The sequence below is a fragment of the Peptoniphilus sp. SGI.035 genome (assembly GCF_050315115.1).
Taxonomy (GTDB): domain Bacteria; phylum Bacillota; class Clostridia; order Tissierellales; family Peptoniphilaceae; genus Peptoniphilus_A.
The window spans coordinates 20602-34681 of the sequence record NZ_JBNPOJ010000002.1 but is presented as its reverse complement, the minus strand read 5'-3'; the positions used below and the strand labels follow the sequence as shown (position 1 = coordinate 34681).

Here is a 14080-nt window from a genome sequence, read left to right as displayed (position 1 = left end):
TAGTATTTAAAAAGAAATATTAAAATAATATACTATATGGGGGATTCATGAAAATATTAAAAAGAGACAAGAGAGAGGCAACTTTCGATCATTTGAAGATTAAAAATGCAATAGAAAAGGCCTTTGATTCTGTCGGTAAAAAGTACGACGACAATGTTATAAATAATTATGCTCTTGATATTAAAGATAAGCTTTTGAAAAATTATGATCCAAAGAATCCACCCACTGTTGAGGAAATTCAGGATTTAGTTGAGTTAAAGCTAATTGATGAAAAGGAAATCGAAGTTGTCAAGGCATACATTCTTTATAGAAATAGACACTCTGAAGAAAGACAAATTTTAGAAAAATTTGGAAATTTCATAAAAGATGAAAAAGTCCTAAAGATTTTAAAATTCGTGAGAAAAAACTATGACCAAAAAAAATACGAACTTGAAAACTTGTACAATAAGTTCCAATCTTTTGTAAAGAAAGACCAAAGTGAAGATGCCTATCTTTCTGAAATTATAAAAGCCGCAAGTGAGCTAACAGACAAGGATTCGCCTAAGTGGGAATTTATTGCAGCATTATTTTTGAATTACGATTTGGAAAAGAAAATAGCAAAAAATTTAGAGGATTTTAACATAAATAATTTTTACGAAAAAATTGTATTTTTAACTGAAAGGAACCTCTATGGAAAATACATTTTAGAAAATTATTCCCGCGATGAAATTTTAGAGTTAGAAAATTATATAGATAATTCTAGAAATAAGCTTTTAAATTATTCTGGTCTAGATCTTTTAATAAAGAGATATGTAATAAGAAGTCACGACGGAAGATTTGTAGAAAGCATACAGGAAATGTTCATGGGCATTGCAATGCACCTTGCAATACCTGAAAAAAATAAAATTTATTGGGCGAAAAAGTTTTATGATATTTATTCTACTTTAAAGGTAACAGTTGCAACGCCAACTATGTCAAATGCTAGAAAGCCTTACAATCAGCTTTCATCTTGCTTTATAGACACAGTTCCTGATACTTTAAAGGGAATATATCGCTCAATTGATAACTTTGCACAAATATCTAAACATGGTGGCGGAATGGGTCTTTATTTTGGAAAGGTTCGTGCAACAGGTTCTGACATAAGGGGTTTTAAAGGTGTTGCTGGTGGAGTTATTAGGTGGATTAAGCTTGCAAATGATACTGCTGTTGCAGTTGATCAACTTGGTGTTAGACAAGGTTCAGTGTCATGTTATCTTGATGCTTGGCACAAAGACATCCCAGAATTTTTGCAACTTAGAACAAATAATGGCGACGATAGAATGAAGGCTCATGATATTTTCCCTGCTATTTGTTATCCAAACTTATTTTTTGAATTGGCGGAAAAAGACATTAATGCAACTTGGTATATGTTTGATCCTCATGAAATTCTTGAAAAAAAGGGTTATTCTCTTGAAGATTATTATGGAAAAGAGTGGGAAGAAAAATATAGAGAGTGCGTTTCTGACGAAAATATTTCAAGACGTGAAATGAGCGTCAAGGATTTAGTTAGACTTATTATTAAATCTCTAACAGAAACTGGAACTCCCTTTGCCTTTTATAGAGATAATGTAAATGAAATGAATCCAAATAAGCATGTGGGAATGATTTATTCCTCAAATCTTTGCACAGAAATTATGCAAAATATGTCTGCAATAGAAACTCTTGAAACTAAAATAGAAACTGAAGACGGAGATGAAGTAATAGTTACAAAAACTAAACCTGGAGATTTTGTAGTATGTAATCTTGCATCTCTTGTACTTGGAAATATCGACTTACAAGATGATGAAGAGTTAAAAGACATTGTAAAAACTACAGTTAGAGCACTTGATAATGTAATAGATCTAAATTATTATCCAGTTCCCTACGCAAAAGTAACAAATAGAAAGTATAGATCCATTGGACTTGGAACAAGTGGTTACCATCATGCTCTTGTAAAAGCTGGCATGGCCTTTTCTGACATTGAAGATCACTTGAAGTGGGCTGATGATGTCTATGAAAGGATAAATTACCACGCAATAACTGCTTCTATGGAACTTGCAAAGGAAAAGGGATCCTATGATTTCTTTGAAGGTTCAGATTGGCAAAATGGAAATTATTTTGATTTAAGAGATTATAAGGATGAAAAGTGGCAAAAACTTCGCGAAGATGTAAATAAAAATGGACTTAGAAATGGATATATAATGGCAATTGCACCAACGGGTTCTACTTCTATAATTTCTGCAACTACTGCAGGTGTTGACCCTGTAATGAATAGATATTTCCTAGAAGAAAAAAAGGGTTCAATTTTGCCTAGAGTTGCACCAGATTTAACACCACAAAATTTTTGGCTATATGAAAATGCTCACGAGCTAAACCAAAATCTTGTAATTGAAGCTGCAGCAATAAGGCAAAGACATATTGACCAAGGTCAGTCAATTAATTTTTATATTACTACGGACTTTACTATGAGAAAGATTTTAAACCTTTATATCAAGGCTGCAAAGGAAAAAATAAAGTCAGTTTATTATGTTAGAAGCAAGTCTTTAGAAGTTGAAGACTGCGATTATTGCGCATCATAATTTAGAATTAGGAGGAAATATGAAACTTTCAAAAAGAGGACTCTTTAACGAAAAGGGAGATATTGAAACATATAAGAGAAGAATTATTAATGGTAACACTACAAACTTAAATGATTTTAACAATTTGAAGTATAGTTGGACTAGCGACTGGTATCGCCAAGCTATGAATAATTTTTGGATTCCAGAGGAAATAAATCTTTCTCAAGATGTGAAAGATTATAGGATTTTAGATTTGCACGAAAAGACTGCCTATGACAAAATTTTGTCTTTTTTGATATATTTAGATTCTCTTCAAACTGCACAAATTCCTAAGCTTCAATCCTATGTAACTGCAAATGAAATAAATTTATGTCTTTCAATCCAAGGTTATCAAGAGTCTATTCACTCTCAATCCTATTCTTATATTTTGGATACAATTTGCTCTCCAGAAGAGAGAGAAAAAATTTTGTACCAATACAAAGACGATGAAGTTCTTTTAAAGAGAAATAAATTTATTGGCGACCAATATCAAGATTTTTATGAAGATGAAAATTTAGATAACTTTATGAAAGCATTAATTGCAAATTATATTTTGGAAGGAATTTATTTTTATTCAGGTTTTTCTTTCTTCTATAATCTCGGAAGAATGGGAAAAATGCCTGGCACAGTTTCTGAAATTAGATACATCAATAGAGACGAGAACACACATCTTTGGCTCTTCAGAAGTATTATTTTGGAAATGAAAAAGGAAAATCCAGAAATATTTACAGATGAAAACATAAAAAAATATAAAGAAATGCTTAAAAAAGGTGTTGAAGAAGAAATATCTTGGGGTAAATATGTCATAGGCGATGATATTAGAGGTCTAAATGAAAAAATGATCGAAGATTATATAATGTATCTTGGCAATTTGCGTTCAAGAAACTTAGGTTTTGGAAATCTTTTTGATGAAAACATTGAAGAACCTGAATCAATGAAGTGGGTTAGTGAATATTCTGATCCAAACCAAATAAAAACAGACTTTTTTGAAGCAAAACCATCTGCATATTCAAAATCTTCTGTAATTGAAGATGACCTTTGATAAGAAATAAATTTTAGCCGGATTTTGTGTCCGGCTTTTTAATTTCTACATATCGCAATAAATTAGGAGGTTAAATTAATGGATGATAAAGACAATAAAAATAAAAGACCCCAGTATAATTTACTTAGATATTATCTAATTGTCATCTTGGCAGTTTTTGCACTTAATTGGTTGATTATTCCAATGCTTTCGCAAAATAGTATAGAGAATGCAGCTTATTCTGATTTCAGAAGAAATATAAGTGAAGGAAAAGTAGATGAAGTTAGATTTAAACAAGACCAAATTCTTTTCACTTTAAAGGGCGATAAAAAAGTTTATAAAACGGGAAAAATGGAAGATCCAAACATAGTAAAAGATCTAGAAGAAGAAAATGTAAATTATTCTTCAGAAATTCCTGAAAAACCAAATTTATTTATGTCCTTTATAATGACTTGGGGAATTCCAATTCTATTATTTTTCTTTTTACAAAGAGCTTTTACAAAGAGAATGCAAGGTATGACAAGTGGAGCTGGCGGAATTTTTGGCGGAGGAAAGAAAATTCAAAAGTACGAGCCTAATGGCGAAACCGTAAACTTTGACGATGTTGCAGGTCAGGAGGAAGCAGAGGAATCTCTTGTAGAAATTGTGGATTACTTAAAAAATCCTGGCAAGTACACAAAGATTGGTGCGAAATGCCCTAAAGGAGCACTTTTAGTTGGACCTCCTGGAACAGGCAAGACATTACTTGCAAGAGCAGTCGCTGGCGAAAGTCATGTACCCTTTTTCTCTATCGCAGGTTCAGAATTTGTAGAAATGTTTGTAGGTCGAGGAGCTGCAAAAGTTAGAGAACTTTTTGACGAAGCAAAGAAAAATGCACCTTGTATTATTTTTATTGACGAAATCGACACAATTGGAAAAAAGAGAGATGCTGCTGGAATTTCTGGAAATGATGAAAGAGAGCAAACTCTTAACCAACTTTTGACTGAAATGGATGGATTTGATGGCAATATTGGAATTGTAATGCTTGCTGCTACTAATAGACCAGAAATTTTAGACCCTGCACTTTTAAGACCAGGCAGATTTGACAGACAAATTCGAGTTGAACTTCCTACTCTTAAAGATAGAATTGAAATATTAAAAGTTCACGCAAAAGGATATCAAATGGAAGATGATATAGACTATTCACTAATTGCTAGGTCAACAGCAGGTGCATCTGGAGCTCAACTTGCCAATATTTTAAACGAAGCTGCCCTACGTGCAGTTAGAATGGGCCGAGATAAAGTTAAACAAGAGGACATCCAAGAGTCCATTGAAGTTGTAATTGCAGGTGCACAAAGAAAGCAGGATATTTTATCTCCAGAAGAAAAAAAGAGAGTATCCTATCACGAAATTGGCCACGCACTTGTGGCGGCACTTCAAACTGGATCTGAGCCTGTGGAAAAAATTACAATCATCCCAAGGACTTCTGGTGCACTTGGTTATACAATGCAGGTTCCAAAGGACGAAAAAAATCTATACACGAGAGAAGACCTCATAAATCATATTACAACTTTATGTGGTGGCCGTGCGGCAGAAGAAGTAATCTTTAATGAAGTATCAACTGGTGCTGCAAATGACATCGAAAAGGCGACAGATACTGCAAGGGCAATGATAACTCAATATGGCATGGCTGACGAATTTGGAATGGTTAAGTTCCAAGAAAATGGTTCGAGATATATGGGAGATTCAGGAAATATGAATTGCTCTGAAGAAACTCGTAAGGAAATAGACGATTTAATTGTAAAAATCGTAAAAAGTGCACAAGAGAAAGCAAGAAAACTAATTGCCGACAACAGAGATGCAATGAAGGAACTTGCCGAGTTCTTGCTTGAAGAAGAAACCATTACTGGTAAACAGTTTATGGAAATTTTATTAAAATATAAAGACTTTGATGAAAAAAATGAATAAATAATGGGGCGGCTTAGGCTGCCCTTTGTTTTGCAGAAATTTCAGTGTATGAAATAGTAAGTAAAAAAAGTGATAAAAGAGATTATTAGTTAAGCAAGTGGATAGATGAAGTTAAAGACATGAGTTCTATAAAAGCAGACTAACCCTTTAGATGTCCTTTTAGTAGAGAAAAATTTTGCTAATAGGTTTAGAAATTAATTTTAGTTTGTAAATTTTTATATATGCAAAAATCCTAGAATTTTCTAGGATTTTTTTAATAGATAATTAAATTTTATTTAAACATAAATTTATTTAGAAAGTTTAGAAATAATTTGAGCAACTTCTGCTCTTGTAAGATTTGCCTTTGGAGAGAATTTATTTTCTGAAGTTCCCGTTAAAATTCCTTTATTTGCTAAGAATTGAATATCTTCATAAGCCCAATCAGAAATTTCTTTTTCGTCAGCAAAATTAACTAATTTAAGAGTTGAAGTGTCGTCGCCTGTTAATTTTAGATAAGATGCTAAAATATGTGCCATTTCTTCACGAGTGATTTTTTCAGAAGCTATTGCTTTTGAAGTTTTTGGAAGGAGGTTATTAGAAACTGCCCAGTTCATGTACTCAGTATAGAATTTTCCTGCTTCGATATTTTTATCTTTAATTTCAGCATATTTTTCGGTATCAACTTTGCCAAGTCTACCTAAAATTGTAATAAATTCTCCACGAGAAATTTTTTCGTTTGGAGAGAAGTAAAGATCAGATGTGCCAACCATTAATTTTTTATTTATAGCTTCGATTATTGGTTTTCTTGCCCAGTGATCGATTAAGTCAGCCTTTGAAACTTTAGAAAGTTCGCTTTGAAGTGATTTTTCAAGTTCAAATACTTCTTTTTCCCATTCCATTGTTTTTGCAGTAGAAAATTCAGCTGCTTTTTCTTTATCCTTTGCATAAAGAGCGATCCATTCCTTTTCAACTTCTGGAAGTTCTTTTTTAACTTTTTCTTCGAATTCATTTATTTTCTTGCGAGTAGGTTCACCAAGTTCTTCTCTATTTCCTGAAACTAAATCATTTACAGATGATCCAACCCAGTAATATGAGTTTGCATCATAAGTTGCAGAATTATTTTTAGCTTCATCAGTTGAGTCATTTATGTCTGGGAAAATTGGAATCCAAGGAATATTTAGAGGACTTCCAAGAGTCATCCACATAATGCCAGGAGCATCCTTTGGATAACCATCTTTGATTTGGAAGATGTGAGCTTGCATTGTGTTAATGCTGCCAATTGGTCTCTTATGAGTCTTTGGATTTGCTTTTCTTTCAGCCTTATTATCTGATGGAATATAATCTGTTCCTTCAAATCTATTTCTAAATACGTTTAGAGCATGATCAATTGTAATTTTTTCTGAATCTTTAGAAAGATCGTTTAATAGGTCAAATCTCTTAGCGTCGTAAGGAATTTTAGAATTTGGATCTAAGTCGTGAATGCCTGACCAAATTCTTGAACGGCTTGTATCAGAAATTTCCTTTGGTCCGTAAGATCCAGCCATGTCCATTAAACCCTCTTCAGTTTCTTTATAAGTCTTTGCATCCTTTGCAATTTTTACAATATCTTTGGAAGCAATTACATTTTCCTTATCTTTAAGGTCAACTCCACCTAGCCAAAAATCGTTAGGGAAAATACTGAATTTATCTGCAGGGTATTTAATTGCAACATATTGATGTCCAGAATAAATTTCCATGTACCAAACTTCATTTTGGTCACCAAAAGCAACTATATCTCCCATGGAAGCACCTTGTTTGTCAATTGTATCAGCTAAAAGTTCAATTGCTCCCTTAGCAGATTTTGCGTGTGCAAGTAAAAATGTAGTCATACTTGCTTCGTTTACGCCATTTTTAACAAAGGGATCGGCTTTTTCAATTTCTTCTGATGGATCAGCAGAAACTGTACAGAAAATGCCAACGCCAGCTTCGTTGTAACCAGCAGCATCGTATACCCCTTGTTCCATATCCTTTGGCTTAACACTTGAATCTGGAGTAGAGAAAAATTTTAATGAATCCTCAGGGTGTATGTATTCAAATCCGTTGTTTACGTCAACTAATTTGCTGCCTTTTTTAAATTCTCCACGCGGATGAGTTACAAGCCTCATAGTTCTATTTCTTTGGTAATCTTCAGTTCTACCAAAGATAAAAGATCCGTCAGCTGTAAGGTCCTTTCCTACAATAATTCCTGTACAGGCAAAAGTTGGTATTGCCATAGACATAATTAGTGTAGAGGCAAGACCTGCCACTAATAATTTTTTCTTACTATTTTTCATAGTAACCTCCTCATAAAAATTTCTCTTTATAAAATTGTTTTCCTTATGTATAAATACAAATTTAAAGAGTATTCTTAAATATAAATTAACACTAGACTGTAATAGTGTCAATGTTTTAATAAAGTACAATGATTTTGGTAAATAAAACTTAAAATCGATGCAATAAAGTTCATAAAAAATATCTGCAAAGTTAAACTTTACAGATATCACTATTTTGTATTTTTGAAAAATTTTTAGAATTATTTTTACGATTAATTTTTGAAATAAGTAGACATACTAACATTCCTAGAGATGCAATTATTACAATTGAACCACCTGGTTTCACATCAAAGTAATAAGAGAGAGTTACGCCTAAAAGTGTGTAGACAACTCCCAAGAATATAGTATTAAAAAAAGTTTTTTTGTAGCTTCTACTTATTAAAAGTGAAGATGCCACAGGCAAAACTATTAGAGATGTTACCATAAGTGCGCCAATTATCTTTGATGAAAGTGCAATAGTAATTGCAGAAAGAAAGGTGAAAATTGCATTTATTCTTTCCACATTAACTCCACTCATCTTTGCAAGTTGTTTATCTACAGCTATGCTCAAAAGTCCAAAATAATAAACAAAAGATATTACAACTACAAAAATAAAGGTTATAAGGACTATTACTACATCAACATTAGAAACAGATGCAATGCTTCCAAATAAATAAGCATCAAAGCTATTTCCTCCAGGAGAAAAATCTGAAAGCACTGCTGCAAGTCCAAGACCTACTGAAGTTATAATAGCAGTTGCCATATCGCCAAACTGAGGGAATTTTTTTCTTATTTTTTCAATTGAAAAGGCACCTATAATACAGGCTATTATTGCACCTATTAGTGGATTAATAGAAAAAATAAGACCAATAGCAACTCCTGCCAGGGATACGTGGGAAAGAGCATCTCCAATCATGGCAGTGCCACGATTTACTATTACTATTCCAATAAGTGGTATTATTATGGAAATCATAACTGATACTAAAAGAGTTCTAATCATAAAGCTATATTGTAACATCTACAAGACCTCCCTTTTTTAGTTCATAAATAGAGTCCATTTTTAAATTATTCTTTATCCAGTCCAATTCATGTGTTATTAAAATTATTGAAACGTCAAATTTTTCGTTTAATTCTTCAATAGTTTTTGCAAACTGTGCTTTGGAATTTTCATCGACGCCAGAAGTTGGTTCGTCAAATATTAAAATATCAGGATCATTCATAAGAGCGCGAGTTATTACTACCCTTTGTCTAAGTCCACCTGATAATTCTCTTATGGGATAGTCAGCATATTTTTCTAAGTTCATCTTTTTTAATAAATTCATAGTCTTGAGGTAATGTTCTTTTCTCGGTATTTTAAATTTGCCAAGACTGTCGTATAACTGCAAGGTTACAAGTTCCTTAACGGTAATTGGAAAAGTATATAAATTTTCCTTTTGCGATTGTGGCACATAGCCAATTCTTTTTAGTAAATCAGTATTAAAATCTTCCTCAAAAATTTTAATGCTGCCACTGTCAAGTTTAAGTTCACCTACAATTATTTTTATTAAAGTTGTTTTTCCAACGCCATTTCCTCCAATGATAGTGATTTTTTCTTTATTTTTAACAGTTAAATTCAAATCTACCAAGATAGGATCTCTATCATAGGAAAAGCAAGCATTTTTTATTTCTATTGCCTTCATATATCACCTCAATGAATCATAAATAGTTTTTAAATTGTATTCAATCATGTCAATATAATCTTTGCCAATGTCATTTTCAATATCTTTATTTATATATTCCATAGAAATAAGCCCCTTTAAATCGGCATCAATTTCTTCTGCAATAATATCTGCTCCATTTTTGGGCATTCCATATTCATAGAAAATAGTATTAATATGTCTAGCCTTAGAATCTTCAATGACCTTTATAAGCTTTTTAATACTTGGAGAATCTGTGCTTGTGAGGCCTTGTAATGGATACTGAATTAAATCAAAGTCCTTTGCTAAGTATGCAAAAGCAAAATGACTTACTATAAATTCTTTTCTCTTTGTATTTTTAAAGAGATCTCTATATTTATAGTCTAAAGCTGTGAGCTCTCTCAAAGTTTTTGAAGCATTCTTTCTATAAATGTTTTTATTTTCAGGATATAATTGGTTCATTTTGTATTCAATATCATTGACATATCTTTTTGCATTTCTAATGCTCATCCATGAATGAGGATCATAGGTTATTTTATCCTCATTAGTAGTGGAAGTGTCTCGCAAAACCTTTAAATTGAGGTCATTACCATGTAGGTCGAGCATTTTATATGAAAGTAAGTCTGTGGAAATTCTATCGCTAAACATTATCCACTCACCCTTTTTAGGCAGCTTGTAATAAATTTCGCCATGTTCATGACCCATCTCCAGCTTATAGACTTTTCTATTCTCTACATTAATTAAGTGTTTTTGTGGAATATCTTCGCCAGTATTTTCCATTAATTTTCTTCCAATTTTAACGAGTTCCCTTTCAGAATACTTTTTGTCACAATATAAAAATGCAATTCTCATATTGTCTTCGTGAGTGTGTCCAAAATCAAAGGAGTAAGTTTCTGTATCGAAATCACCCATAACCATGTATTGAAAGTCGCCGATTGCTGCAGCACCTTTATAAGAAATAAGATTTACACCACTTGCCAATTTTAGAATATCTAAATTTGGAAGAGTTTTTGAAATAGAATCTGACCAATGTTCTAAGTTTGCTCCATTTATTATTAAAAGATCTGCCTTAGATAATTCTTTAATTTTTTTAGGAGTAGGCTCCCATAAATGAGGATCTTGATTTTTTGGCATAAACATTTTAAGGTCAACAGTATCGCCAACCACACTTTTAGTAAGACTATAAACTGGATAAAAAGAAGTGTAGACTACAGGCTTATCTATAGTATTTTTTTCTTTTTCGCAAGAAATCAAAGAAGATGCCAATAGAATTACCAACATAATTTTTATTATTTTTGACATATTACTCCTTTCAGAAAAATATCCCCGATAAAAATCGAGGATAAGAAAAAGATAAAATATTATTCAGCAACTTCTTCGTAAACTTGATCTATTGTAACTGTTGGACTTACAAAAGTAGGATACCAGTTGTCTTTTGCTAACATTTCTTCTGCAGTTCCGCCTACTCTCAAGTGGAAGTGTGGCATATTGTCTTCGCCATGGACAGGCATCATTAAAATTGTAGGATATTTTCCATCAGAAGAAAATTCATACCAATATAGTGTTTTTCCGCCATGTTCCATAGGATGTTTGTCAACATATTTGAAATTAGCTTTTTCTATTTCTTCTCCACCAGGTTTAGAGAAAAATGTAATGCTATCCTCATCAACTTTCATTGCACCGAAATCAACAGCAACACGGTCAGAAAAATTTTTCTTAGCTTGCTCTTCTGTAATATTATCTCTCTTAGCTACTTCCTCATAGGCTCCTTTTAAACCTGCATCGTCAATATAACTTGCAATATTATTCCATTCACCAGACCAATCAGAAAGAGCAACATCTTGAGATTCCTCTTTAGCATGATCAGAATGTACATTATGTTCTACCTTAGTGTTGTTTTCCTTTGGACTTGCATTATTTGTCGAATTGCTTGAGTTATTTTTATTACAAGCAACAAGTAAAGCTGAAGACATGAGAACAACAGCTAAGGACATTTTAAAATTTTTCTTCATAATTCCTCCTAATTATTAAGTTTTGATTTTGTTTAAGATTAAGATATGAAAATTAGCTAAATTTTATAATTTAAAATCAGTAAAATTATATTATTAAAAAGTTTATGGGATTTATTATTTGAAAATATGTCAAAGATTTTTATTAAAGCTTAAAATTTCATAAAATAAATAAAAACAAATCATAAATCATAATTTGATATTAATTATCATTAGTATTAGTGTAACAACTTTAAAAAAAATATATTAAAATATTTATTAGAATTTATTTAATAAATAATAATTATTATTGTTTAGAAATTGATTTTATAAAATTTGGGTATAGTATTACTGGTGATTTTATGAAAAACATTAAAGTTATATATTTAGCAGGCGGATGTTTTTGGGGAACAGAAGCCTATTTTAAAAAATTAAAGGGAATTGTTAAAACTGTTGTAGGATATGCAAATGGCGACAGCGATGAGACTAATTATGAAATTGTATCAAGGACAGATCACGCAGAAACTGTAAAAATTTATTATGATTTCTCTAGAATTTCTTTAACTGAGATTCTTTTACATTATTTCAGGATTATAAATCCAAAATCTATAAATAGACAAGGTAATGACATTGGAAGACAATATCGCACTGGAATTTATTGGGATGAGGAAGATACTAATTCTAAAGAAATTGTAAAAGATTTTATAGAATATGAGGAAGAAAAAATAGGAAAAGTTGCTGTTGAAATCTCTCCTATAAAAAATTTTGTTAAAGCAGAGGATTATCATCAAGACTATTTAGACAAAAATCCTAATGGATATTGCCATGTAAATTTAAATTCAGCTGAAGACCCAATAATAGACGATGATAGAAAATTTGTTGAGAAAAACAAAAGGGAATTTTTAGACGATATCTCCTATGATGTAATGGAAAAGGCAGGCACTGAAAGACCTTTTACTAGTGAACTTAATAAAGAATATAGAAGGGGAATTTATGTCGACAAACTTTCTAAGAAACCTCTTTTTTCATCAACTGACAAATTCGACGCAGGTTGCGGATGGCCATCTTTTTCTCGTCCCATTGTTTCAAATTATTTAGATGAAATAAAAGACACTTCCTTTGGAATGATTCGTACTGAAGTTAAATCAAAATCTTCTGATTCACATCTTGGTCATGTATTTGATGACGGTCCAGTAGATAAGGGTGGACTTAGGTATTGCATAAATGGTGCAGCACTTGAATTTATTCCCTATGAAGAAATGGATGATAAAGGATATTGTGATTACAAAATTTTTGTTAAATAAAAAATTGTTATGATTTTAGGACCTAAGGTGCATTTAGGTCCTTTAACAGTTTTTGTAAATATAAAATAGTATGTAATTTTAAGGATATAGTTTTAGAAATAGATTGAAAAAAATTTTGTGATATGGTAACCTATTATGGCTGGGAAAACAATCTCAAATAAAATTAAAGGCGTGAGAATAATGATTTTTACAGAAGAAGTTTTAGAAGAAGCTCTTAATATAGGCAGAAAATATTTGCATGAAGGAGCTGTTGCAAATTATATTCCTGAGCTTGCAAAAGTTGACCCCAATAAGATTGCAATTTCAAAAATAGAAGATGGAGAGCTTTTTAGTGTGGGCGACTCTAAAGTAAAATATTCAATCCAATCCATTGTAAAAGTAATTTTATACGCACTTGCAATGAAAAATTATAGATTATCAGAGCTTAAAAAATATGTTGGCGTAAGACCATCTGCAAAACCTTTTAATTCTGTTATAGAACTAGAACTTTCAGAAAAAAGAATTCCAGTTAATCCCTTCATAAATGCTGGTGCAATTATTATAGTAGCTATTTTATATAATGTTTATAGAGAAAAAACTTTTGATGTAATACTTGAAAAAGCGGGAGAATTTCTAGGAGAAAAAGTTGATTATAGCAGAGAAATTGCCCAATCAGAAAAAGAATCTTCCTTTACTAATAGGACGCTAATTTATTTAATGCTAGCTAAGGAAATTTTGCCAAGCGATACAAAAGTCGAAGAAGTATTAGATACATATTTTAAAGCATGTTCAATTCTCGTAAATACTGAAAACTTAGCACATATGTCTTATGTAATTTCTAACAATGGAGTGGATCTCGAGGGTAGAGAAATTGTTACAAAGAAAGAATCAGAAGTTTTAAGAGCACTTATGGCAACTTGTGGAACTTATGACTATTCAGGAGATTTTGCAATAAGAGTTGGACTACCTGCTAAATCTGGAGTCGGTGGAGGAATAGTTACTGCTTCAAGAAATAAAACAGGACTTGCAGTATACGCACCAAGGCTTGACAAACATGGCAACTCTTACAGTGGCGTTAGAATGCTAGAATACTTATCAGAAAAACTAGATTTATCAATTTATTAAAATTATTAATAAAATTATAATATTAGACCTAAGCAATTAGGTCTTTTATTGATTAAAAATAAAGTGGCATTAATATACCATGCTTTATCAATTTCCCTTAGAAAAGATATTAAATTATTTTCCAGCAATACCGTCAA

10 protein-coding genes are annotated in these 14080 nt (G+C 31.6%); 5 read left to right on the top strand and 5 right to left on the bottom strand.

The genetic code is table 11. The features are described from left to right. Nucleotides 1–47 precede the first annotated feature (47 nt). From ACQRC6_RS01400 to ftsH, 3 genes are all read left to right on the top strand, one after another. Entirely contained in the window at nt 48–2576 is a 2529-nt protein-coding gene (locus tag ACQRC6_RS01400) for a ribonucleoside-diphosphate reductase subunit alpha (RefSeq protein ID WP_427847405.1), read from the top strand. Between the two features lie 19 nt (nt 2577–2595). Then, on the top strand, nt 2596–3636 hold the full coding sequence (locus tag ACQRC6_RS01395) for a ribonucleotide-diphosphate reductase subunit beta (RefSeq protein WP_427847404.1): 1041 nt from the start codon (nt 2596–2598) through the stop codon (nt 3634–3636). Nucleotides 3637–3714: 78 nt separating this feature from the next. Then, nucleotides 3715–5562 carry an ATP-dependent zinc metalloprotease FtsH gene (gene ftsH, locus ACQRC6_RS01390; RefSeq protein ID WP_427847403.1) on the top strand — a complete coding sequence of 616 codons (1848 nt, stop codon included), beginning with the start codon at nt 3715–3717 and terminating at the stop codon, nt 5560–5562. Nucleotides 5563–5849: 287 nt separating this feature from the next. On the opposite strand, the gene ACQRC6_RS01385 is transcribed toward ftsH, so the two are convergent. The 5 genes from ACQRC6_RS01385 to ACQRC6_RS01365 form a co-directional block, all read right to left on the bottom strand. Beyond that, nucleotides 5850–7853 (bottom strand): C69 family dipeptidase, encoded by a 2004-nt coding sequence (locus tag ACQRC6_RS01385; RefSeq protein WP_427847402.1) that lies wholly within the window; start codon nt 7851–7853, stop codon nt 5850–5852. 190 nt (nt 7854–8043) lie between these two features. After that, a complete protein-coding gene (locus tag ACQRC6_RS01380; protein WP_427847401.1) occupies nt 8044–8889 on the bottom strand; it encodes a metal ABC transporter permease in 846 nt (281 codons plus the stop codon). Beyond that, nucleotides 8876–9550, bottom strand: coding sequence for a metal ABC transporter ATP-binding protein (locus tag ACQRC6_RS01375; RefSeq protein ID WP_427847400.1), 675 nt, complete (start codon nt 9548–9550; stop codon nt 8876–8878). Before ACQRC6_RS01375 ends, ACQRC6_RS01380 begins: the two co-directional genes overlap by 14 nt. A gap of 3 nt (nt 9551–9553) precedes the next feature. Beyond that, nucleotides 9554–10849, bottom strand: coding sequence for a metal ABC transporter substrate-binding protein (locus ACQRC6_RS01370; RefSeq protein WP_427847399.1), 1296 nt, complete (start codon nt 10847–10849; stop codon nt 9554–9556). Between the two features lie 59 nt (nt 10850–10908). Next, nucleotides 10909–11559 (bottom strand): ZinT/AdcA family metal-binding protein, encoded by a 651-nt coding sequence (locus tag ACQRC6_RS01365; RefSeq protein ID WP_427847398.1) that lies wholly within the window; start codon nt 11557–11559, stop codon nt 10909–10911. A gap of 338 nt (nt 11560–11897) precedes the next feature. Here ACQRC6_RS01365 and msrB point away from each other — a divergent pair, with 338 nt between their 5' ends. Both msrB and glsA read left to right on the top strand, forming a co-directional pair. Beyond that, nucleotides 11898–12839 carry a peptide-methionine (R)-S-oxide reductase MsrB gene (msrB, locus tag ACQRC6_RS01360; protein WP_427847397.1) on the top strand — a complete coding sequence of 314 codons (942 nt, stop codon included), beginning with the start codon at nt 11898–11900 and terminating at the stop codon, nt 12837–12839. A 135-nt stretch (nt 12840–12974) separates the two neighbouring features. Continuing rightward, on the top strand, nt 12975–13943 hold the full coding sequence (gene glsA / locus ACQRC6_RS01355; protein WP_427847396.1) for a glutaminase A: 969 nt from the start codon (nt 12975–12977) through the stop codon (nt 13941–13943). The last annotated feature ends 137 nt before the right edge of the window (nt 13944–14080 follow it).

Bases quoted from the DNA above. Each gene is read 5' to 3' on its own strand.
- ACQRC6_RS01400 (WP_427847405.1), top strand. From the start codon at position 48: ATGAAAATATTAAAAAGAGACAAGAGAGAGGCAACTTTCGATCATTTG.
- ACQRC6_RS01395 (WP_427847404.1), top strand. From the start codon at position 2,596: ATGAAACTTTCAAAAAGAGGACTCTTTAACGAAAAGGGAGATATTGAA.
- ftsH (WP_427847403.1), top strand. From the start codon at position 3,715: ATGGATGATAAAGACAATAAAAATAAAAGACCCCAGTATAATTTACTT.
- ACQRC6_RS01385 (WP_427847402.1), bottom strand. From the start codon at position 7,853: ATGAAAAATAGTAAGAAAAAATTATTAGTGGCAGGTCTTGCCTCTACA.
- ACQRC6_RS01380 (WP_427847401.1), bottom strand. From the start codon at position 8,889: ATGTTACAATATAGCTTTATGATTAGAACTCTTTTAGTATCAGTTATG.
- ACQRC6_RS01375 (WP_427847400.1), bottom strand. From the start codon at position 9,550: ATGAAGGCAATAGAAATAAAAAATGCTTGCTTTTCCTATGATAGAGAT.
- ACQRC6_RS01370 (WP_427847399.1), bottom strand. From the start codon at position 10,849: ATGTCAAAAATAATAAAAATTATGTTGGTAATTCTATTGGCATCTTCT.
- ACQRC6_RS01365 (WP_427847398.1), bottom strand. From the start codon at position 11,559: ATGAAGAAAAATTTTAAAATGTCCTTAGCTGTTGTTCTCATGTCTTCA.
- msrB (WP_427847397.1), top strand. From the start codon at position 11,898: ATGAAAAACATTAAAGTTATATATTTAGCAGGCGGATGTTTTTGGGGA.
- glsA (WP_427847396.1), top strand. From the start codon at position 12,975: ATGGCTGGGAAAACAATCTCAAATAAAATTAAAGGCGTGAGAATAATG.